Source organism: Corynebacterium sp. HMSC035E02, assembly GCF_001836065.1.
Taxonomy (GTDB): Bacteria; Actinomycetota; Actinomycetes; order Mycobacteriales; family Mycobacteriaceae; genus Corynebacterium; species Corynebacterium hiratae.
The window spans coordinates 1-21141 of the sequence record NZ_KV827298.1 but is presented as its reverse complement, the minus strand read 5'-3'; the positions used below and the strand labels follow the sequence as shown (position 1 = coordinate 21141).

The following is a 21141-nucleotide window of genomic DNA, read 5'->3' as shown; positions in this document are numbered from 1 at the left end:
GCTATCCGTGGTTATTGCCTCCTCTTTAACGCCGCCCGAAAGCAGGGCCGCTTGGGCTAGCTCAACGCGGTCGGCGGGACCAATGAGCACGAAGCGGCGGTCGGTTCCCTCAGCGAGCACCGGGTCCATCGGCTCCTTGGCCACTACGGGGGCAAACCCGTGGGCCGCTGGTTGTGCGCCGAGCAACCAGGGGTCCTGGTCATCCCGGACGATGTGGCGCAGCTTCAGCTTCGGAACCAAGGCCTGCAGGTTAGCCTGAAATTCTGTGTCATAGTGCTCACCTGGCGAAGGTGCTGCGGCATAGACCTGGAGGCCGGAGGGAAGGCCGTTCGCTAGGCCGTCGAGAAGCAGCGCCCGCGCGCCCGCCCAGCCGGTACCGAAGGAAATCAATGTCGTCGTGTCATCCAGTCGCGGCGGCTCACCGGCGGGCGCGCCCAGCGTCCACCAATCACCCGGCTGCGCCTTGGCCAGCATGGAGGAGGCCTCACCGGCCAGCGCGAGGTGGAATGTCAGCTGCCCGGAGTCCTCCGGGGGTGCTGCCGGGGTTAGCGGGCGCCAGGTGCCGGGCGTGAGCTGAGACGTCACTGGAACGTGCTGCCCCGCGCGGTAATCCAGCGCCACGCCCGATTCCAGCCGGATCACCGCGGTGCGCCGGTTCGGCTTGTCAACGGCTACCACCTGGGCGCTGTGGGCAGGGGGAACACCATCAGAGTCCGCCTCCTGCGCCGCGGCGCGCATGATGGAGCACACCTGGGAAATGGTGCGCGTGGCGACATCGTGCTGGTACGGGGTGAGCCCCAGAACCTCCAGACCGTGAACGAGCGATGCCTCGAATTTCGGATAGACCTCAGGGGGGAAACCGTGGCGGCGATGATCACGGCCCATGCGTGCCAGGCGCTGAGCGACGTCCCCCTGTACCTCATCGCCCTCCACATTCTCCAGCACCCACGCCAGCGCCGGGGCCATGGAGGGGTGTGTGTCCTTCATCGACAGGGCAAAGACTTGGCGGGACTCGGCCACGGTGGCGAAAAAGTGCCTGTGTACTGCATCGCGATAGTCTTCCGCGTGGTTGCGTAGGTGCTCACCCAGTTCCCTCATGCCCGCCCATCCTAGCCCCTGGGGGTAGAGCTACATCACCCTAGGGTTATATGCCAGGGGTGGAAAAGCGGGAAGGGAGTTGTAGTGTAATCAACGGATCATTTCCCGAAAGAGGGTGAGTCTCGTCTCAAGGACGCCGCCGTGGGCGGCATGGAAGGAAGTTTTCGCATGGAAGAATTCTCTGCGTTCACAATCATGACCGACGTGGGCTGGATTTCTTTGCTCATGGTTATCGGCAACGTTCTGCGCCACCAGATCAAGTTCGTGTTTCAGGATTTGCTCTTGCCTGCCCCCATCACGGCAGGTCTACTCGGCCTGCTCTTAGGCCCTAATGTCTTGGGCTGGATCGGTTTCTCCGACAATCTTGGTGATTACACCTCGCTGCTCATCGCCGTAGTCTTCGCCTCCATGGCCTACTCTATGGAGATGGGCGGCAACATGGGCAAGGGTGCCCGCAATATGTGGGGCTACTCCACCATGATGTTCACCGGCCAGTGGGGCCTGTTCATTGTTTTGGGTCTTCTCCTGTTCAAGCCGGCCTTCGACACCCCGGACTGGTTCGGCATGATGCTGCCCGTTGGCTTCACGGGTGGCTTCGGTACCGCGGCGGCTGTTGGCAGTGCCCTGGAAGGCGTGGGTGCAGATGCCGCAGCCTCCCTAGGCTTTACCTCCGCCACCGTGGGTACGCTGGCCGCCATCATTGGCGGTATCGTCGCCGGTAACTGGGGTATTCGTAAGGGCAAGGTCTCCCACGTTCCGAAGGAGCTTCCGGAGGAACTGCGCCGCGGCTACATCTCGCGCCTGGAGGATCGCCCCTCGCTGGGCCGCGCTACGACGAACCCCTCCGCCATCGAGCCCATCACCCTCCACGTGGGATTCATCGCCCTGACCGTGATGACCGCCTATGGCATTAACAAAGGGATCGCCTCCGTGTGGGAGAACGTCTCCATCCCGCTGTTCGCTATGTCCATGGTTGTGGGCCTGCTCTTCCGTGCAGTGATGAACATGGTGGGCGCCAAGGATTACCTGGATAAGGACACGGTGAGCTCGGTGTCCGGTGCGGCAACCGACTACCTCATTGCCTTCGGCGTGGCCGCCATTGTGCCGGCCGCCGTGGCCGCCTACTGGCAGGCTCTTCTCCTGCTCTTCGTCTTGGGCACCATTTACTGCGCATTCTTCCTCATGTGGTTCCCCGCCGAGTTCTTCGGCGAGCGCTGGATCGAGCGCGGTATCTTCGGCTGGGGCTGGGCCACGGCTACGGTGGCTACCGGCATTGCGATCCTCAAGATCGTGGACCCGAAGCTCAAGTCCGGCACACTGTCGGAGTACGGCATGGCCTACATTGGCTTCGGCCCCTTCGAGATCTCCTGGACCATCATCGCGCCGCTGTCGGTGATGTACGGTTTTACCGCCGGCTTCGGCTGGATCTCCCTGGGCATCGCGGTAGCTATCTATATCGTGTTCAAGTTCAGCGGCATGATGCCGCCGCGCGGCACCATCTTCAAAGAAGGCATCGGTCACGTCGGCTCATCGAAGTAGACGCTGACCTGCTAGCACGTGAAAACCCTCAGCCTTATGGCTTGAGGGTTTTCTCGTCTTAAGCAAGTCCTGAGTAGTAGTGCGAAATGAATTTCATCTTGCATTGCTCTTGTGAGAAGAAAGAGGCTAAAATTCAGGAAGCTGTCAGTGTGGCGCTCTCGCAGCCTCTCTTTTTTCTTTCCTTCAGTGTGCGCAGGCTTAGGAATCCATATGCATTTTCTTTATGAAGACTCACCTCGTGAGGTCATCCTCGAGTCTGCTCTTCACATTGGCGCCGCGCAGGGTGATGAGGCAATTACCGTGGAGTCGGTGGCGAGGCTCGCGGAGGTTACTCCCGCCGAGGTTCGCGCGGAATTCTCGGATCGTGAGCAGATCGTTGCCGCTATCCCGGACTATGCCTCCGAGCGCAAGGTCAAGTTTTTGGAGGAGACGCTCGACGCCGCTCCTGGCTACGCTGATCTGTTCACCAAGCTGACCACCTTCACGGAGGCCTATTACGAGTACGCCGAGCGCGAACCGGAGCTTTTTCGCTACCTGTTTGAGCAGAAGGGCTGCGTCTTTGAGGATGAGTGGCAGTCTCTCCTGCAGGGAAACAGATCGGGCAACCGTGCGCTGGATCTGATCTATGACAACATCGCGCTCATCGCGGACGATGCACAGCTTGAGGTCGGGCCGGATGTGTGCCCCCAGACCTTGGCAAAGCTGAGCGTTGCTAGCTGGGCCACCGTCCACGGAATGGCCCACCTGAGCATCCTCGGCGTGCTGCGGCACCAGCATTCGGTGGTGCGGCGCTTCAACCTGCGCGAGGTGTGCAAGGCGCTCATCGGAACCCTGTTCATGACGGCCGAGACGTTGGAGCTTCCCGATCTGCGCCACCCGATGCAGGAGTACCGCGCACTGCTGAGCAGCTTTACGCCGGACCGGGACCTTTCCCTGGATATTACCGCCATCGAGGATCTGACAGAGCTTCCCGCGGAGCAGGCCCGCGCGGCCGTCGTGGAGCGCGCCATCCAGCTGGCGGCGTGGGTTGGCATGCAGTCGGTGACCATCGAGAACGTCGCCGAGTACTTCGGTGTTTCTGATGTTTTCGTCGCCTCTCTGGCGGACAATGACTTCGTTCTACGTGAAACCGTCGAGCAGGAGACCGACCGTGAACTCGTGGACGGCATCCTCTACCTCTTGGAACGGCAGCAGGAGGGGGCCTCGGCCGTCGATAAGCTCCTGTGCGTAGCGGTGGCCTATTTTCATTACGCGGTGGAGCATCCAGAGCGCTACAGCGCCTGCATCGGTGCAGCGTCTGGCTCCGTTGTCCCGCTGAGTGAGGACGGCGAGGAGCAGACCCAGATGAGCGAATCCTTCGCGCTGCTGATGCGTTTTGCCCGTGAGGCCCTGCGGGAAGCCGGCCACGAGCCGGAGGACCGTCTGGTCTACATCAAGAACTTCATCCTGTGGGCCGGTGCCGACGGCATGTGTCACCTGGCCTCGGTAGGTGAATTCCGCAACATCGACCTCGACGAGAAGTGGTCGCTCTACTACTCCGTGGCGGCCGTCGTCTTAGCATCGTTTAAGTACGGCCTTCCCCAGGAAGCGGCCGTAGCTAACCCCTAGCCCCGCCCACTGACACCACGGGCAATCCACAGCAATCCGCGCCGCGCAGAAAGCCTCGCAGCGCAACGTCTGCGTGTCTTCATCGACATGCTGGAGGCATCTGACAAACGGCGTCTGGCAAAAGGCGTGCACCGTAGACTTGAGCGGACCATGCTCAATCCGGCGGGGGTGAAAGATCTAAAAAAGTTCTAGTTGAGTGGAACAGACTCAAGTTCTGTAGCGTTATAGACAGTGAAGCTACCTTCCCTGCTGTAGCCGCAGGGAGGTTTGGATAAATAGTAGAAACGGAGAAACACAACAATGAGTTCTTTTAACCCCACCACTAAAACTCAGGAGGCCCTGCAGCAAGCACTGCAGACGGCCTCCGCCAACGGTAACCCGGACATCCGCCCGGCACACCTCTTAGCAGCCATCCTCGAGCAGAAGGACGGCATTGCCGCCCCGGTGCTCAAGGCCACCGGTGTGGACCCGGAGACGGTTCTCAAGGAGGCGCGCCAGCTTATCGACGCCCTCCCCAAGGCCGAGGGCGCCAACATGGCGAACCCGAACTTTAACCGCGATGCCCTCAACGTCCTCACCCGCGCCCAGGAGCTGGCCGGTGAGCTCGGCGATGAGTACGTTTCCACCGAGGTCCTGCTCGCCGCTATTGCGGGCTCCAAGTCGGATGCCGCCGAGCTGTTGACCTCCCGCGGCGCTACTTATGACGCGCTCAAGGGCGCTTTCCCCTCCGTGCGCGGTGCAGCCAAGGTGACCTCGGAGAACCCCGAGGAACAGTTCCAGGCCCTGGAGAAGTACGCCACGGACCTCACCGCCCGCGCCCGCGAGGGCAAGATTGACCCGGTCATCGGCCGCGATCAGGAGATCCGCCGCGTGGTCCAGGTGCTTAGCCGCCGCACGAAGAATAACCCGGTGCTCATCGGTGAGCCCGGCGTGGGTAAGACCGCCATCGTGGAGGGCTTGGCCCGCCGCATCGTGGCCGGTGACGTCCCGGAATCCCTCAAGGGCAAGACACTGCTGAGCCTGGACCTTGGCTCCATGGTCGCCGGCGCGAAGTACCGCGGCGAGTTCGAGGAGCGCCTCAAGGCCGTCCTCGACGAGATTAAGGCTTCCGATGGACAGATCATCACCTTCATCGATGAGCTGCACACCATCGTGGGTGCCGGTGCATCGGGCGAAGGCTCGATGGACGCCGGCAACATGATTAAGCCTATGCTGGCCCGCGGCGAGCTCCGCTTGGTTGGCGCTACCACCCTCGACGAGTACCGCAAGTACATCGAGAAGGACGCCGCCTTGGAGCGCCGTTTCCAGCAGGTCTACGCCGCTGAGCCTTCCGTCGAGGACACCATCGGTATTCTCCGTGGCCTCAAGGAGCGCTACGAGGTGCACCACGGTGTGCGCATCCAGGACTCGGCCTTGGTGTCTGCCGCGGAGCTCTCGCACCGCTACATCACCAACCGCTTCCTGCCGGATAAGGCCATCGACCTAGTCGATGAGGCTGGCTCCCGCCTGCGCATGGAGATTGACTCCTCCCCGCAGGAGATTGATGAGCTGGAGCGCATCGTGCGCCGCCTCGAAATTGAGGAGCTGGCTCTGAAGAAGGAGTCGGACGCCGCCTCGAAGGACCGCCTGACCGCCCTCCAGCAGGAGCTGGCGGATGAGCGCGAAAAGCTCGGTGAGCTCAAGGCCCGCTGGGCCAATGAGAAGAAGGCCATCGATGACGTGCAGACCATCAAGGAACAGCTGGAGGATCTGCGCCGTCAGGCAGAGATTGCGGAGCGCGATGGTGACCTAGCCCTGGCCTCCGAGATCAACTACGGCAAGATCCCGCCGCTGGAGAAGGACCTGGCTGCCGCCGAGGAGAAGGCCGCGCAGCAGCACAACACCATGCTCAGCGAGGAAGTCACCCCGGACACCATCGCGGAGGTCGTCTCCGCCTGGACCGGCATCCCGGCCGGCAAGATGCTGCAGGGAGAGACCGAGAAGCTGCTCAACATGGAATCCGTGCTGGGACAGCGCGTGGTGGGCCAGAAGGAAGCCGTCACCGCGGTTTCCGACGCCGTGCGCCGCGCCCGCGCCGGTGTGGCTGACCCGAACCGCCCGACCGGTTCCTTCCTCTTCCTGGGCCCCACTGGCGTGGGTAAGACGGAGCTGGCGAAGGCTCTGGCGGACTTCCTCTTTGACGATGAATCCGCCATGGTACGCATCGACATGTCCGAGTTCGGTGAGAAGCACTCCGTCGCCCGCCTTGTCGGTGCCCCTCCGGGATACGTGGGCTACGATGCCGGCGGCCAGCTCACGGAGGCGGTGCGTCGCCGCCCCTACACGCTGGTGCTTTTCGACGAAGTCGAGAAGGCCCACCCGGACGTCTTCGACGTCCTCCTGCAGGTCCTCGATGAGGGTCGCCTGACCGATGGGCAGGGCCGCACCGTGGACTTCCGCAACACGGTCATCATCCTGACCTCGAACCTGGGTGCCGGCGGCACCAAGGAAGAGGTCATGGAGGCCGTCAAGCGCAGCTTCAAGCCGGAGTTCATCAACCGCCTCGATGACGTCGTGATGTTTGAGCCGCTGACCTCGGATCTGCTCTCCGGCATCGTGGACATCCAGCTCAAGGGCTTGGCCGAGCGCCTCTCCGGCCGTCGCCTGACGCTGCAGGTCTCCGATGCTGCCAAGCTGTGGCTGGCCGAGCGCGGTTATGACCCGGCCTATGGTGCCCGCCCGTTGCGCCGCCTGATTCAGCAGGCCATCGGCGACCAGCTGGCCAAGAAGTTGCTGGCCGGTGACATCGTGGACGGCGATACCGTGCACGTTGACGTCGCCGACGGTGGCGAGCACCTCGAGCTAGCTGCCCGCACCGACTAAACCGCTTCAATCGTTGAGCGCCAATGGCGCTCAACGGTCGCCAGCACCCGCTCATGCCCCTATGATCTGGGGCATGAGCATTTTGGTCTCCCCTCACGAGCTAAGTGAGAAGATTTACCGCGGTGACAAGACAACCATCCTTGCCTCCCTCTGGGCACCAGGGGAAGGCGAGGCCTTCAATCAGTTTTCCTCCCTTCACATTCCAACCGCCCAGTACGCGGACGCCGCGTCAGCCTTCGTGGGCCTGCCGGGCTCCAAGGCCGGGCGCAACCCCCTCCCAAAGCGCGAGAAGATTCAAGAGTGGATCGATCATTGGGGCCTAGATGAAGACAGCGAGGTCGTTGTTTACGACGAAGGCCGCGGCCTCTTCGCCGGCCGTGCGTGGTGGACACTGCGCTGGGCCGGCATCCGCAACGTCCGCATCCTCGACGGTGGCCTGTCCAACTGGCGCGCCCAGTCGCTGCCCACCCTCACCGGCCCCGGCAACTTGGGCATGCCCTCGGACTTTGAAGTGACGACGGGGTCGATGCCCACGGTCACCATCGATGAGGTCAAGGAACACGAGGGCCTGCTTCTCGACGTTCGCACGCGCAACCGCTTCGCCGGCCGCCGCGAGAACCTCGACTTGAAGGCCGGCCACATCCCAGGCGCGGTTAACCTTCCGGAGCGCCTCTTCCACACGGAGGACATCACCGTGTGGAAATCCAAGGAGGAGATCCTGGAGATCCTTGACAACCACGGCGTGACCAAGGAGAACGTGGACGGCGCCATCATCTACTCCGGCTCCGGCAACCACTCCGCGCTCACCATCGCCGTGCTGGAATACGTTGGATTTACCGGCCTGCGCCACTTCGTGGGTGGCTGGTCGCAGTGGTCAGCCAACCCGAAGAACCCGGTGGAACGCGGCGACCGCGAGCACGTTTAGCACCCGCACCCGCCGCCCAGTTGTGCGCGCCCAAACCTGTGCGTGACCAGCGCGTCAGCGCGGATCGGGCGCGCCGGGCGATTAGAGTCGATCAGTGATGCCTTTCGTACTCTTATCCCTCGCCGCCGTCGCGCTCGTGGCTGGTCTCATCGTGCTCTGGCTGGACCAGCGCCAGCGCCGCGCCGCTCTCTCTGCCGGCGACCCCGCTGACAACGCCGCTACCGATACGGCTGACGACACCGCCGCGCCTGAATCCGTCGCCGACGGCGTTGCTGATTCCGCCGCTGCCGACGCAACGCACGACGCCGAGCCCGTCGCCTCCAACCCGGAGCCCGAGGTCGTTCAGGAACCAGAGTTCACCGCAGAGCCGGAACCCGTTGTCGAGTACAACCCCGAACCTTCCGACGAACCCGTTGCTGAGCCCAACGAGCTCGAGGAACCAGAAGAACCCGAGGAGCTCGCTGCTGAGCCCGAGGATTTCACCGAACCGCAGGCTGCAGCGCCCAGCTTTGCGGAGCGTGCGGAGCGCGCCAAGTACTTCGTGCCGGGCAGCGCCCGCCGCGAGCGCAAGGCCTTTGGCCAGCAGCGCGGCTGGGAATACGCCAAGCATGATTCCTACCTGGCGGATGAGTGGAGCCGCGGCGCGGCCGCCCGCGGCCAAGAACCCAGGGACATCGTGGCCGGAAACTTCCGCGGCCACGAGACCCTCCTTTTCGATATGGGAACTATCCCGGTCATGGCCATGCGCACCGGTGCGGCCTCCGACATCGTGGTGGATTTCCGCCGGGCAGGGGAGACAGTGGACAACTCCTCGGAGGACTTGGTGTACGTGCGTGAGGAGGAAGGGTTTGAAGTCTTCGCCTCCGATGCCGGCGTGGGCCAGCGCCTCATCGATCCTCGCGTCAGCGCGGCGCTACACCGCCTACCCACCGCAGTGACCGCCGTGTGGATGGAAGGGGAGTGGGTTCTTGCCCAAACCACCAAGCATGCCCGCAGCGCGGAGTGGGAAGAGTTGCTGGAACCGCTAGCCCTGCTGGCTGATGCCGCCCGCGTCCTTCCGCCGCGCTCTGAGGCGACACAGGTCCTGCGCGTCGATGAACTCGACCCGAGCCGCGACATCCCGCAGCCCCCGCAGCCCGAACCTACCGGGCCTACCGCTGTCCCGGACCGCGATGATTCCCTCGACGCGCCCACCATCCAGCGCCCCACCGAACCGGTCGTCATGCCGAGCCGCAGCACCAGCGAGGCGCGCGGCACCATTGACCACTCCAGCCTGGGCGCGGATGAAGTGGATGCGATTGCCGATGGCCGCGAACACCCCCCCCCGGAGGACAACCAGGCGCGCCTGCCGCGCCGCTTCGACGGCGGCTCGTCCATCTTCGACTAACAGCAACTCCCAACAACCCTCGGTGTGCCAGCAGCCCTGGATGTAGCGGCCACCCGCGCGGAAGAGGGTAAACTACAGAGCGGATTTTTAAAGACGAGAAAGTCACAGACTTTAAGGAGCGAGCGATGAGCCTGGATCAGCAGAAGAAGCAACGCCTAGCAGAGCTGGTGAAGGAGCTGGCCGTCGTCCACGGCAAGGTCACGCTGTCCTCCGGCAAGGAGGCCGACTACTACGTGGACCTGCGCCGCGCCACCCTGCAGCACGAAGCCTCGCGCCTCATCGGCTCGCTGCTCCGCGAGCTCACCGCCGACTGGGACTACGCCGCCGCCGGTGGCCTGACCATGGGTGCGGACCCGGTCGGGTTGGCCATCATGCACGCCGATGGCCGCGACATTGACGCCTTCGTTGTCCGCAAGGAAGCCAAGAAGCACGGTATGCAGCGCCAGATCGAAGGCTTCAACGTCGAGGGGCAAAAGGTGCTCGTTGTGGAGGACACCACCACGACCGGTAACTCCCCACTGACCGCTGTGAAGGCGCTGCGCAAGGCAGGTGCCGAGGTCGTCGGCGTGGCCACCGTGGTGGACCGCAACACCGACGCCGGCGCAGCTATCGCCGCCGAGGGCTTGGAATACCGTTACCTGCTGGGCCTGGAGGATCTTGACCTTGCCTAAGCCCGAGGAAGAGGCGGAGGCCAAAGGTCCCACCGAATGGAATGAGGGCCGCCACGGCGTCGGCCCTTGGGAAGGCCCGCTGCCCGAAGGCCCAGAAGCGGAGAAATACGATCCCGAGCTTCTCGCGGAGGGGGACCGCCGCAATGTCGTCGACGCCTACCGCTACTGGACGCGCGAGGCGATCCGGGAGGATATCGACACCCGCCGACATGCCCTGCACATCGCTATCGAGAATTTCGAGAACGATGCCAACATCGGCACCGTGGTACGCACCGCCAACGCCTTTGCCGTCGACACCGTCCACATCGTAGGCCGGCGCCGCTGGAACCGGCGCGGTGCCATGGTCACCGACAGGTACCAGCACCTCATGCATCACGCAGACGTGGGCGAACTGATGGCCTGGGCGGCCGACCAAGACCTGACCGTCGTGGCTATTGATAACACCCCCGGGTGTGTGCCCCTAGAAACCGCGGAGCTGCCCGAGCGCTGCTTGCTCCTCTTCGGGCAGGAAGGCCCGGGGGTTAGCCCGGAGGCCCAGGAAGCAGCAGTGATGACGTGCTCCATCGCGCAATTTGGTTCTACTCGCTCCATCAACGCGGGCGTGGCCGCGGGCATTGCCATGCATGCATGGATTCGGCAGCATGCGGATTTATCAAAAGCTTGGTGAGATCCCGCGCACTGTGTTTACATCTAGGTAACGAATTCACATTGTGAGAATGATGAGACAAAAGTGTTAGAGAAATGGTCCCACCGCGCCGACCTTGCGGAAACAGCCATCAATGAGCGCCACGCGCAAGCCGTGTGGGGCTTGCCCCGAACCAACCTTGCCGTGGTGAGTTGGCCACCCACCACCAAAGAATCTCTCTTTGTGCATTGGCATTATTGGTGGCAGGCGCACTACCTGGACTGTCTTGTCGACGCCGCCCAACGAAAGAACACCAAGGCGCGCCGCACACTCATCGCCAACACCATCCGCGGCGTCCACGTGCGCAATCTCCAGCCACTGACAAAGAACCGTTACTACGACGACAAGGCCTGGATGGCCCTGGCCATCGCCCGCGCTGGTGAGCTGAAGAAGCTGCGCCCCCACAAGAAGCTGAGCAGCCTGCAGCACAACATCCGCGATGGCATCGACTCGCAGGTGGGTGTGCTGCCCTGGCGCGAGGGCGAGACCTTCCTCAATGTCCCCTCCAACGGGCCGGGCGCCATCATGCTGGCTCGCATGGGCCGGGTTGAGGAAGCTCGCCATATCGTGGACTGGATCTATGACCACCTCATCGATGACGATGGCTTCGTCATGGACGGCATCCGCATGCGCATGGATGGGCAGGAAATCGTCCGCAACATCCACCCCTATTGCCAAGGCGTGGTGCTCGGTGCCTGCTTGGAAATCGTGCTGGCGCTGCGGGAGAAGACCGGCCTGCGTTCCGTGGAGGACATCGACTCTGTCCACGAGGCCGAACTCGCTGCAGACATGATGGACTACACCACCCGCATCCGCGGCCTGGTCCAAGCGGTGGCCACGGGCATGGCAACGTACACGGGCGTCATCGATTGGCAGACTGGCGACGGCGACGGCGGCCTGTTCAAAGGCATCCTCGCCCGCTACCTGGCGGATGTAGCGGTGCGCCTGCCGGGCGATTCCCCGGCCAACCGCGCAACCAAGAAGCTGGCCGCTCGCCTCGTAACGGCCTCGGCGGAATCCGTGTGGGAACACCGCCTAGAGGTGGATGGCTTGCCCATCTTCGGTTCCGACTGGACCGCGGACGCCAAGCTGCCCCATAACTACGGTTTTGGGCCCTCTTCGCTGAGCCAGAAGATGGGAATTATCCGCGTGGCTGAGCGCGATTTGTCCGTTCAGTTGTCCGGTTGGATGTTGTTGGAGGCCTGCACCCGGATTGTGAAGTACAAGTCAGAATCCAAGAAATAGCAGCGTTTCCCCTGCTAGGCGGAGGATTTCCGCCCGTGCGAAGCGGTGTTTAAGTGAGGTCACATCGCATCTCGCGGCGGAAAACCACAACAACAGGCATACTTGGATGTTGGAACGTGTTGTTTCGCTGGACGTGGGACGGCACGGCTTACTGCACAGCAACTCCAAAGGATGGAATTTCATGCCTATTGCAACCCCTGAGGTTTATAACCAGATGCTGGATACCGCCAAGAAGGGCGGCTTCGCATTCCCGGCAATTAACTGCACCTCCTCCGAAACCATCAACGCCGCTCTCCGCGGCTTCGCCGAGGCTGAGTCCGACGGCATCATCCAGTTCTCCACCGGCGGCGCCGAGTTCGGTTCCGGCCTGTCCGTGAAGAACAAGGTTGCCGGCGCCAAGGCACTGGCCGCCTTCGCTCACGAGGCTGCTCAGCACTACGGCATTAACGTTGCGCTGCACACTGACCACTGCCAGAAGGAAGTTCTGGATGAGTACGTGCGCCCGCTGATTGCCTTCTCCCAGGAGCGCGTTGACCGCGGCGAGCTTCCGCTCTTCCAGTCCCACATGTGGGATGGCTCCGCTATCCCGATCGATGAGAACCTCGTGATCGCCCAGGAGCTCCTCGAGAAGGCCCACAACGCCAACATCATCCTCGAGGTCGAGATCGGCGTTGTCGGCGGCGAAGAGGACGGCGTTGAGGCTAAGGCCGGCGCTAACCTCTACACCTCCCCGGAGGACTTTGAGAAGACCGTCGATGCCCTCGGCACCGGTGAGAAGGGCCGCTACCTGCTGGCCGCTACCTTCGGAAACGTCCACGGCGTGTACAAGCCGGGCAACGTGAAGCTGCGCCCGGAGGTCCTCGACGAGGGCCAGAAGGTTGCTGTGAAGAAGCTCGGCCTGGCTGAAGGCTCCCAGCCCTTCGACTTCGTCTTCCACGGTGGCTCCGGCTCCGAGAAGGAGAAGATCGAGGAGGCACTGCGCTACGGCGTCATCAAGATGAACGTTGACACCGATACCCAGTACGCCTTCACCAACCCAGTCGCTCGCCACATGTTCGCTAATTACGATGGCGTCTTCAAGATCGACGGCGAGGTTGGCAACAAGAAGGTCTACGACCCGCGCTCCTACCTCAAGAAGGCTGAGCAGGGCATGGCTGACCGCGTGGTTGAGGCCTGCCAGGACCTGCACTCCGTGGGCAAGACCGTTTCCAAGTAAACCCACACCAACCGGATGCCGGCGCTGAGCACCCACCGGTGCTAAGCGGCGTCGCGCCATCCCAACAAGCCACCCCTCAATCTCGTGGGGTGGCTTTGTTCGTCCAATCCCGGCGCCAGAACGCGTAAAATACCGGAGTCATGGAAGCGCAAGAGTCATCGTCGAGTTCGTCAAGTACCGTCAAGCGCGTTCGCAAAACTACCCGCGAGCAGCTGCGGTTGGTGGATAAGTCCCTCAAGGCGCGCCTCACACGCATCCGCAACCGGCTCGTGTTCATGCTTCAGTGCACGATTGGCGCGGGCTTGGCCTTCTATGTTGCGCACGATTTCTTCGGCCATGCGCAGCCCTTCTTTGCCCCGATGGCCGTCATCATCATCCTCGGCTTATCGGGCAGGGACCGCCTCAAGCGCGCCGTGGACATGGCCCTCGGCGGTGTTGTAGGAGTCTTGGTGGGCACGCTGCTTGTCGACGCCCTCGGGACCGGCCCCATCCACATGACCATCATCATCGGGTTGGCCCTGATTATCGGTTCCTTCTTCACTAGTTCGCAGCTGGTGAGCAATCAAATCGTCATTGCCGCCATCCTCATCGCCACCATTCTTCCCCCAGAAGAAATGGGCGGCATCTCCCGTGCCATTGACGCCATCATCGGCGCGGTCATTGGCCTCACGATGATCGTGCTGATTCCCTCCTCGCCCCTGCGGGCGGGCCGCTCGGAAGTCTCGAAGGTCTTGGGCATTACCTCCTTGGTCCTCTCCGACGTGGCCAAGGGCCTGGAGGAAAACGATCCTGAGACCATCACGGAAGCACGCGACGCGGTGCGCGGCACGCAGGATGACATCAACAACATGCTTAACGCCACCAAGGGCGGTGCGGAAACCGCACGCCTCTCGCCCTTCCTGTGGAGCTCGCAGCGCACCGTTCGCTCCCTGGAGCGCATCCTCACGCCCGTCGACAACGTGGTCCGCGGCACCCGCGTGCTCTCCCGCCGTGCGCTTGTTCTCTCCGAGGACGGCGACCAGGCCACGCCCGAGCAAGTTGAGATCATCGACGAACTCGCTGAAATCACGATGGAGCTATCCGATCTCTACACTCACCAAACAGCGCGTGAGCGCCGCGTGGATGAGGCGCATGCCATCCCGGACATCGTCAAACGCCTACGCCAGCTGGGTGCGCGCTGCTCGATGGACGTTGCCGGCGAGGAGGCAGTCCTCTCCGCTTATGCCGTGCTCGCCCAGACGCGCTCCATCATCGTGGACCTTCTCATGGTGTGTGGCATGTCGCGGGAGTCGGCCGTGGCACAACTCGTGCCCACCTCCAAGCACCCGGCCTACCCGCCGGAGGTCTGGGAGGAAAACTAAGGCTGGGCTAGGGCAGCTGATACAGGCTAGGGCCGCACGATCTGCAGGTCCCGCAGGTGGCGGTAGAACGTCACGCGCTTGACCGGCCGCTTGGCACGGACTCCATCGACGCTGACGCTGAGCGACGGCCCTCCTGCCTGCACCGCCCGGCCCTGCACGACGCTGGCCGGGTCGAGTTGTCCAGGTTGGGCAGGCTTGCGCAGGCGGGTGAACAGCCCACGGCGCGGTGCAGCCTCCGCTTCAAAGCTCGTCACCGCCTTCGCTGCCACGATGCCCGGCGCATCCGTCATTGGTACGAGCTTTGCTCCGAAGACATCTTTCTCACGATCTGCGCGCAGCAGCACGGCATCGTCGACGATGATCTCCCCGGTGATCTCCTCATTCGACCATTCCGCAATCGTTGCCGAGCCCGCCACGGCGAGGCCCGCGTCATTACGGATGAGCGGTGCCGGCTTGACGGGCGCGGTCATGGCAAAGGAGAGCGACTCCTCCACCACTGCTCCCTGGTCGCCGGGACCCTGGCGACCCTGGCCCGTGACGCTCGATTTCAGTCCCCAATTCATCGCCGCCGTGGAGTGTTCCCCGGTGGGGACATACCCCACCTCGGCCCATAGGTAATCCGCCCGCATCATACGGGTCAACACCGCGCTGAGCGCGGCATCGCTGCCAATAACCACGATGCGCAAAGGCTCGCGCAAGTACTGCTTTTGGGGTGCTGGCCCCGGCTCGCCGAGGTGACTCACGTCCGGTTGCGCGGCAATCTCATCCAGCGATGGAGTGGGGTCTTCCGGCAGTATGTCCCTGGCCAGCGCATCAATAGCCTTCAGCTCCTGCCGGCTGGGGATCGAGGCGACGCGGAAGTGCTCAACGCGGATTCCGCTCTGTTGAGCCTTAGCGAGGGAATCGGTATGGGCCTCAGTGAGGTGGCCGCCGCAGTCTACAAGCGCACAGATCATACAAGAAGCATAGGAGCGTGAGAAGAGGTTCGCGAAAAAGGAGCGCCAGCGCCGCTCAAACAACGGCGCTTCCAGAAATTAAGTAGTGCACGTCACATCTGCTAGGTAGGCTCCATTGCAACGCTTAACTCCAAAGCAACTCTCAACTTCTTAACACGTAACTTTTTCTTTGTCTGATAGCTGGAGGTATTCACCGTGTCCACCCGTATGGCAACCCTTGCGCTTGTATCCGCCGCTGGACTGTTGGTGAGTTCGTGCAGTTTCGGCGGGGGTTCGCAGACGGAAGCCAAGGAACCCGCCTTCACCGAGGCCGCCGCCGCGTCCGTGACTAGTTCTACGAAGACCAGCGCGACGACATCGTCGGCACCGAGCAGTACTTCCTCCTCAAGCGCCAACGCTAACTGCGACGAGAAGAAAGAACTCGAGGACACCGACCTTGGCAAGGTCCTTGATAACAAGGAAGCCTACGTGAAAGGCTCCACCGAGAAATTTGAGGACCTCACCATCGGCGAAGACGAGTATGACCCCTGCAAGTTCCTCAGCTACGTGGTGTTGGAGGGCAAGTTCGATGGCGAACCCGTGAAGGTTCCCGTCTTCTTCGTCAACGGCAGGGTCTACGACGAGAATGCCCTGTACATCACGTCCTCCTCATTTGAGGTCACTGAGGATGGAGAGGGTTACACCTATGAGTCCAAGACTGAAGGAGACATTGTCGGCGTCGAAGGAAAGGTGTACAAGCGCCCAGGCACTGAGGCACCTTCGATGGAGAACTCCTTTGACGGTGTGAACTCGGACATATTCTTCATTGACGTAAAGTCAGAGCCCACCGACTCCGCGGACCTGGCCAAGGATGAAGAAGACCTCCGCGGTGAAACGCTGTTCGATATTTCCGCCGACGGTTGGAACTTGGTGTGCGGTATCGATGCGAATGAAAAATCCATTGACTGCGCACACGGCGGTGGCGGAGCCTGGGTTATCAAGAGCGATAAGACCAACCTGCCGGAAGATATGGAATTCGATGTGGTGAGCCTCCTACCGCTGGAGGGTGAAACCAGGTACAGCCAGGGTGGTGTCGACAACCTCCCAACTGACGGCAAGAAGATCGATAGCAACGGTCTCTACCGAATCGGCATCGATGACATTGAAGCTCAAATCGCTGTCGTTGACGATGGGATCATTATCAGCACCCCAAACAATTCGAGGCTGATGTTCACCAATGACACCATCTTCATCGAAGAGAAAGACAAGGGCGACGGTGCCAACTCAAACACCGAAATCGCGTAGTTGGACTTGAACGAGGTTCGGGACGAACCTCTCCACGAAGGTGCCGGCGCATCAATTCCTGACGAGCTTGTCACAAACTCACCGCTGCACCGCTGCGGCGGGTAAAGTAGGTGCGTATTTGACTTCAATAAATAGGAAGTGACATCAAACATGGCAGCGATCGTCATCGTCGGCGCCCAGTGGGGCGATGAAGGCAAGGGCAAGGCTACCGACATCCTCGGCGGCAAAGTCGATTACGTAGTTAAGCCCAACGGCGGTAACAATGCCGGCCACACCGTCGTGGTCGGCGGCGAGAAGTACGAGCTGAAGCTCCTTCCCGCCGGTATTCTCTCTGAAAACGCCACCCCAGTCCTGGGCAACGGCGTGGTGATTAACCTGGAGGCCCTCTTCGATGAGATTGATGGCCTCGAAGCCCGCGGCGCTAACGCTTCGCGCCTGAAGATTTCCGCCAATGCGCACCTCGTGGCGCCCTACCACCAGACGCTTGACCGCGTGCAGGAGCGCTTCCTGGGCAAGCGCGCCATCGGCACCACCGGCCGCGGTATCGGCCCGGCTTATGCCGACAAGGTCGCCCGCATCGGTATCCGCGTGCAGGACATCTTCGATGAGTCCATCCTGCGCCAGAAGGTCGAGTCCGCCTTGGACATTAAGAACCAGATGCTGGTGAAGATGTACAACCGCAAGGCCATCGAGCCGGAGCAGGTTGTGGAGTACTTCCTGAGCTACCGCGAGCGCCTGCGCCCGATGGTTATTGAGGCCGAGCTGGAGCTGAACCAGGCGCTGGATGAGAGCAAGCACGTCCTCATGGAAGGCGGCCAGGCCACCATGCTGGACGTTGACCACGGCACCTACCCGTTCGTGACCTCCTCGAACCCGACTGCCGGTGGCGCTGCTGTGGGCTCCGGCATTGGTCCGACGCGCATTACTACCTCCCTGGGCATCATCAAGGCCTACACCACCCGCGTCGGTGCGGGTCCGTTCCCCACGGAGCTTTTCGATAAGTGGGGCGAGTATCTGCAGACCACCGGCGGCGAAATCGGCGTCAACACCGGCCGCAAGCGCCGCTGCGGTTGGTATGACTCCGTCATTGCCCGCTACGCCACCCGCGTCAACGGCTTCACGGATTACTTCCTGACCAAGCTGGACGTGCTTACCGGCATTGGTGAGATCCCCATCTGCGTGGCTTACGATGTTGATGGCAAGCGCTACGACGAGATGCCGCTGACCCAGTCTGAGTTCCACCACGCCGAGCCCATCTTTGAGACCATGCCGGCTTGGGATGAGGACATCACCGGCTGCCAGACCTTTGAGGAGCTTCCGCAGAAGGCACAGGATTATGTCCTGCGCTTGGAGGAGCTCTCCGGCTGCCGTATCTCCTACATCGGCGTTGGCCCCGGCCGCGACCAGACCATCGTGCGCCACGACGTCATGCAAGACCAGTAAGGCGCCAAAGAGTCCAAGCCGCACAACCTCAGGCACCGCCTAACGGCGGCGGTGTCACAAAGCAACCGCCCTGCTTCTCCTGCAGCATCGTGCACACAACCACCTGCACGCACCACGCACAGGGAAGCGGGGCGGTTTGTGTTTCTATGGCTACATTTGTGCGCTCAATACACCCTGCTTGGCGCCGCCTCCCACACCTCCACCCGTCACTATGCTGTATAAAACACCCCCGTTAGGAGTATATTCCTGGGGAAAATGTTACGGATGTGACGACGTGAGCTATTTAATAATCGCAACCGCGTGTCGCAATCGCGGCGAAAAGAGCAGGTCAAACATGTGCTTCGTGTTGTTAGCGGCAAAAAGTTTGCATTCATGAAATTTTCAGGATTCCGTACGGTTCCTTTAATTCGTGCACGGAGTTAACATTAGAGACGAGTTTGTTCATAGACCCTTGGAAACCTCTGACCTTCTTCCAAGGTGACAGATGTGAGCTGCTCTCGGTTGCGTAAGCCGGTATCACCCCTTGCGCGGTCACGTATCCCTAGCGTGATCAGTTCTTTCAAGTCTTAAGGAAAGGGCTTCTTGATATGAACAAGAAGGAAATTAAGCGTACAGCTGTACGCCGTCGCGGCACTACTATTGCTGCCGCGGCGCTCTCTATTGCTATGGTGGGCCCCTTCGTCCACTCGGTAACCCCGAACTTCCCAGTGGCCGCGGTCGCTGGCACCCCGGCTGAGGCTGGCCAGTCGAACACCGCCGGTAATGGCGTCAAGTACCCAGGCAAGAATGCCGATGGTGTTTACCAGTCTGTGGTAGATGAGCAGCGGTACGAGTTTAGCGACCAGCCGATTAAGGTTGAGGGTGCCATCGAGTCTGGTGCTGAGCAAGGCACCAACGAATCTATCGAGGGCTACGTCATTCACCAGCGCGATGGTGACCTTTCGGTGAACCCGGGTACCCGTGATCCATGGAAGCCGATCCCGATGGCAGGCGTGCGCGTTTACGCTCAGTGGACTGAAAAGGGCGGCGTCACCTCGCCGGTGTACACCACCACCACGCGTGAAGATGGTTACTACACCATCAATATGAAGCCTTTCAACAATGCGAAGGGCGAGGTCGTCAAGTTTGACGCAGACCCGAATGGTCCGCAGTACGAGAAGATTCGTGTGTGGGTGGATAACCCGGATACGGATAACTTCACGCAGCTGTATGGCTACAACTTCGGCCACATGGGTCCGAATGCGGCTACGTACGACACCCCGGGTGGCATGGGCTGGCTCGTTGGCCCGGACCGCGTGACCAACGTTCGTTTCGCATTTGGTGAGAAGACCCGCCATGACGTGATGCACCGTGACAAGGCTGATCAGAACCCGGTGGTTGGCAATGGTCCTGGCCAGATCAAGGGCAACCTGTTCTGGCACCTGTACAATACGCAGGGCGCGTTCACTCCGAGCCTGATGAACAAGATGAACGGTGCCGATGTGCCGGCAACGGGCGTGAAGGTTTACGGTTCCTACCTGTCTGACTACGCAGTTAACGAGATCAAGACGAAGGCTGCTAAGGATCTTGGCTTCGACGAGATCCGCGGGCGTGGTTGGACCAACCGCAACGAGACTGCGCTGCAGAACTGGATCAAGCGCAAGATGGCGGAAGAGGGCAAGGACAAGTGGATTGCCGAGACCTCTGAAGCCACTGTCGACAGCAAGGGCGACTACACGCTGCAGTTCAAGGGCACCTTTGGGCGAAATACCGGGACAACCAACAACGTCGACCGTGGCTACGACGACGGCGCGCTCATCTACACCGACCTGGCGCGTGATAACGGTGCTGAGGTGACCTTCCCTGACGGTTCGAAGCACAATGCTTATAACCTGTTTGGCCAGGTTGCGCCTGCTGCAGACGTCGGTAGCTGGGAGAGGTCCGTTACTGGTCGTGGCATCAAGAACATTCCGAAGCACGTGAACTGGGACTGGCTGTTCTTCTCTACGGAGGAGACTGAGGGGCTTGGTCAGTTCACGCCGTTCTACAACAACTCCTTCCTGCCGCGTGACCAGTACGTGTTCAACGGTGAGGGCAAGTGGGCTGGTGGCATTGTCTACGGCGCTGGCGAGCATTACCTGCTGGAGAACCGCAACGTTATCTACTCGGACTACGTGGTCTTCGATGTGCTCAAGTACGATACCCGCCAGAACCCAGCGAAGCCGGGTGCGAAGGTTGATACCAAGACGGCGGGTCTGCCGATCCAGTGGGTTGACGGTCTGCAGTACCAGATCGAGTGGATTAACCAGGAGACTGGCGAGGTCGTTCACACCTGTGCTCCGGAAGACCCTAAGGCTAACGGCATTATCGATTCGTGCCAGTTCGACACCACGGGTGTTAAGTCCACTACGACGTTCACGGCGTACCTGTACCCAGTCAACAAGAAGACCAAGGAGCGCGGTCAGGCGATTGCAGCAGACTCGTTCACGGTTCTGGTTGGTTGGCAGCCACACTACGAGGAGACTCCGGCTAAGCCTGGTGAACCAACCAAGTCCAAGGCTCCGACTTTCGACAATACGGCGACCGATGACGTCGAGAAGCTTAGCGCTGAGGAGCTGAAGGCTCAGGACGAGAAGAAGGCGCCGACGAAGTTCGCGCTGCCTGAGACCTTCAAGGCTCCAGAGGGTTACACCGTCACCGTTGATGAGAAGACCGGTGAGGTTTCCGTAACCTTCCCGGCTGATGCAGCCAACAAGGACAGCATCGAGGTTCCGGTCCAGGTCACCTACCAGGACGGCACGACCGCAACCGGTACCGCTCCTTTCGTCGTTGAATCCACCGATCGTGATTCCGACCAGTACACTCCTGAGTATGAGAACGGC

15 protein-coding genes are annotated in these 21141 nt (G+C 61.5%); 13 read left to right on the top strand and 2 right to left on the bottom strand.

Annotated elements, in window-relative coordinates; all coding sequences use genetic code 11:
• A partial coding sequence (locus HMPREF2635_RS01665; RefSeq protein WP_070821175.1) for an FAD-binding oxidoreductase occupies positions 1-1098 on the bottom strand: 1098 nt, incomplete at its 3' end.
• A gap of 168 nt (positions 1099-1266) precedes the next feature.
• Here HMPREF2635_RS01665 and HMPREF2635_RS01660 point away from each other — a divergent pair.
• The 10 genes from HMPREF2635_RS01660 (at position 1267) to HMPREF2635_RS01615 (ending at position 14597) form a co-directional block, all read left to right on the top strand.
• Positions 1267-2637 (top strand): sodium/glutamate symporter, encoded by a 1371-nt coding sequence (locus HMPREF2635_RS01660; protein ID WP_070821174.1) that lies wholly within the window; start codon positions 1267-1269, stop codon positions 2635-2637.
• A 210-nt stretch (positions 2638-2847) separates the two neighbouring features.
• Positions 2848-4245: a TetR/AcrR family transcriptional regulator gene (locus HMPREF2635_RS01655; protein ID WP_070821173.1), complete on the top strand. Its 1398-nt coding sequence runs from the start codon at positions 2848-2850 to the stop codon at positions 4243-4245.
• A 300-nt stretch (positions 4246-4545) separates the two neighbouring features.
• Positions 4546-7107 (top strand): ATP-dependent chaperone ClpB, encoded by a 2562-nt coding sequence (clpB, locus tag HMPREF2635_RS01650; protein ID WP_070821172.1) that lies wholly within the window; start codon positions 4546-4548, stop codon positions 7105-7107.
• A gap of 73 nt (positions 7108-7180) precedes the next feature.
• Positions 7181-8032, top strand: a complete 852-nt coding sequence (locus tag HMPREF2635_RS01645) for a sulfurtransferase (protein WP_070821176.1) — start codon at positions 7181-7183, stop codon at positions 8030-8032.
• Between the two features lie 97 nt (positions 8033-8129).
• Positions 8130-9419 carry a type III secretion system chaperone family protein gene (locus tag HMPREF2635_RS01640; protein ID WP_070821171.1) on the top strand — a complete coding sequence of 430 codons (1290 nt, stop codon included), beginning with the start codon at positions 8130-8132 and terminating at the stop codon, positions 9417-9419.
• Between the two features lie 125 nt (positions 9420-9544).
• On the top strand, positions 9545-10090 hold the full coding sequence (pyrE, locus tag HMPREF2635_RS01635; protein WP_070509837.1) for an orotate phosphoribosyltransferase: 546 nt from the start codon (positions 9545-9547) through the stop codon (positions 10088-10090).
• The gene (locus HMPREF2635_RS01630) at positions 10077-10757 is read left to right on the top strand and encodes a TrmH family RNA methyltransferase (protein WP_369799721.1); all 681 of its coding nucleotides are present in this window, start codon (positions 10077-10079) and stop codon (positions 10755-10757) included. Before pyrE ends, HMPREF2635_RS01630 begins: the two co-directional genes overlap by 14 nt.
• A 63-nt stretch (positions 10758-10820) precedes the next feature.
• Complete coding sequence (locus HMPREF2635_RS01625; protein WP_070509839.1) at positions 10821-12020, top strand: glycoside hydrolase family 76 protein; 1200 nt, start codon at positions 10821-10823, stop codon at positions 12018-12020.
• Positions 12021-12201: 181 nt separating this feature from the next.
• On the top strand, positions 12202-13236 hold the full coding sequence (gene fbaA / locus HMPREF2635_RS01620; RefSeq protein ID WP_070509842.1) for a class II fructose-bisphosphate aldolase: 1035 nt from the start codon (positions 12202-12204) through the stop codon (positions 13234-13236).
• A gap of 140 nt (positions 13237-13376) precedes the next feature.
• The gene (locus tag HMPREF2635_RS01615) at positions 13377-14597 is read left to right on the top strand and encodes an FUSC family protein (RefSeq protein WP_070509844.1); all 1221 of its coding nucleotides are present in this window, start codon (positions 13377-13379) and stop codon (positions 14595-14597) included.
• A gap of 26 nt (positions 14598-14623) precedes the next feature.
• Here the strand turns inward: HMPREF2635_RS01615 and HMPREF2635_RS01610 are convergent, their stop codons facing one another.
• Entirely contained in the window at positions 14624-15553 is a 930-nt protein-coding gene (locus HMPREF2635_RS01610) for a hypothetical protein (protein WP_070509860.1), read from the bottom strand.
• A gap of 195 nt (positions 15554-15748) precedes the next feature.
• On the opposite strand from HMPREF2635_RS01610, the gene HMPREF2635_RS01605 reads away from it, so the two are divergent.
• The 3 genes from HMPREF2635_RS01605 to HMPREF2635_RS01595 form a co-directional block, all read left to right on the top strand.
• Positions 15749-16837: a hypothetical protein gene (locus HMPREF2635_RS01605; protein WP_070509848.1), complete on the top strand. Its 1089-nt coding sequence runs from the start codon at positions 15749-15751 to the stop codon at positions 16835-16837.
• A gap of 150 nt (positions 16838-16987) precedes the next feature.
• Positions 16988-18280, top strand: a complete 1293-nt coding sequence (locus tag HMPREF2635_RS01600) for an adenylosuccinate synthase (RefSeq protein ID WP_070509851.1) — start codon at positions 16988-16990, stop codon at positions 18278-18280.
• 587 nt (positions 18281-18867) lie between these two features.
• The coding region (locus HMPREF2635_RS01595; RefSeq protein WP_210401583.1) for a YPDG domain-containing protein at positions 18868-21141 on the top strand (2274 nt) is incomplete at its 3' end.

Excerpts from the sequence above, each read along its gene's own strand:
- HMPREF2635_RS01610 (WP_070509860.1), bottom strand. The coding sequence starts at position 15,553 with ATGATCTGTGCGCTTGTAGACTGCGGCGGCCACCTCACTGAGGCCCAT.
- HMPREF2635_RS01640 (WP_070821171.1), top strand. The coding sequence starts at position 8,130 with ATGCCTTTCGTACTCTTATCCCTCGCCGCCGTCGCGCTCGTGGCTGGT.
- HMPREF2635_RS01645 (WP_070821176.1), top strand. The coding sequence starts at position 7,181 with ATGAGCATTTTGGTCTCCCCTCACGAGCTAAGTGAGAAGATTTACCGC.
- pyrE (WP_070509837.1), top strand. The coding sequence starts at position 9,545 with ATGAGCCTGGATCAGCAGAAGAAGCAACGCCTAGCAGAGCTGGTGAAG.
- HMPREF2635_RS01615 (WP_070509844.1), top strand. The coding sequence starts at position 13,377 with ATGGAAGCGCAAGAGTCATCGTCGAGTTCGTCAAGTACCGTCAAGCGC.
- HMPREF2635_RS01655 (WP_070821173.1), top strand. The coding sequence starts at position 2,848 with ATGCATTTTCTTTATGAAGACTCACCTCGTGAGGTCATCCTCGAGTCT.
- fbaA (WP_070509842.1), top strand. The coding sequence starts at position 12,202 with ATGCCTATTGCAACCCCTGAGGTTTATAACCAGATGCTGGATACCGCC.
- clpB (WP_070821172.1), top strand. The coding sequence starts at position 4,546 with ATGAGTTCTTTTAACCCCACCACTAAAACTCAGGAGGCCCTGCAGCAA.
- HMPREF2635_RS01660 (WP_070821174.1), top strand. The coding sequence starts at position 1,267 with ATGGAAGAATTCTCTGCGTTCACAATCATGACCGACGTGGGCTGGATT.
- HMPREF2635_RS01600 (WP_070509851.1), top strand. The coding sequence starts at position 16,988 with ATGGCAGCGATCGTCATCGTCGGCGCCCAGTGGGGCGATGAAGGCAAG.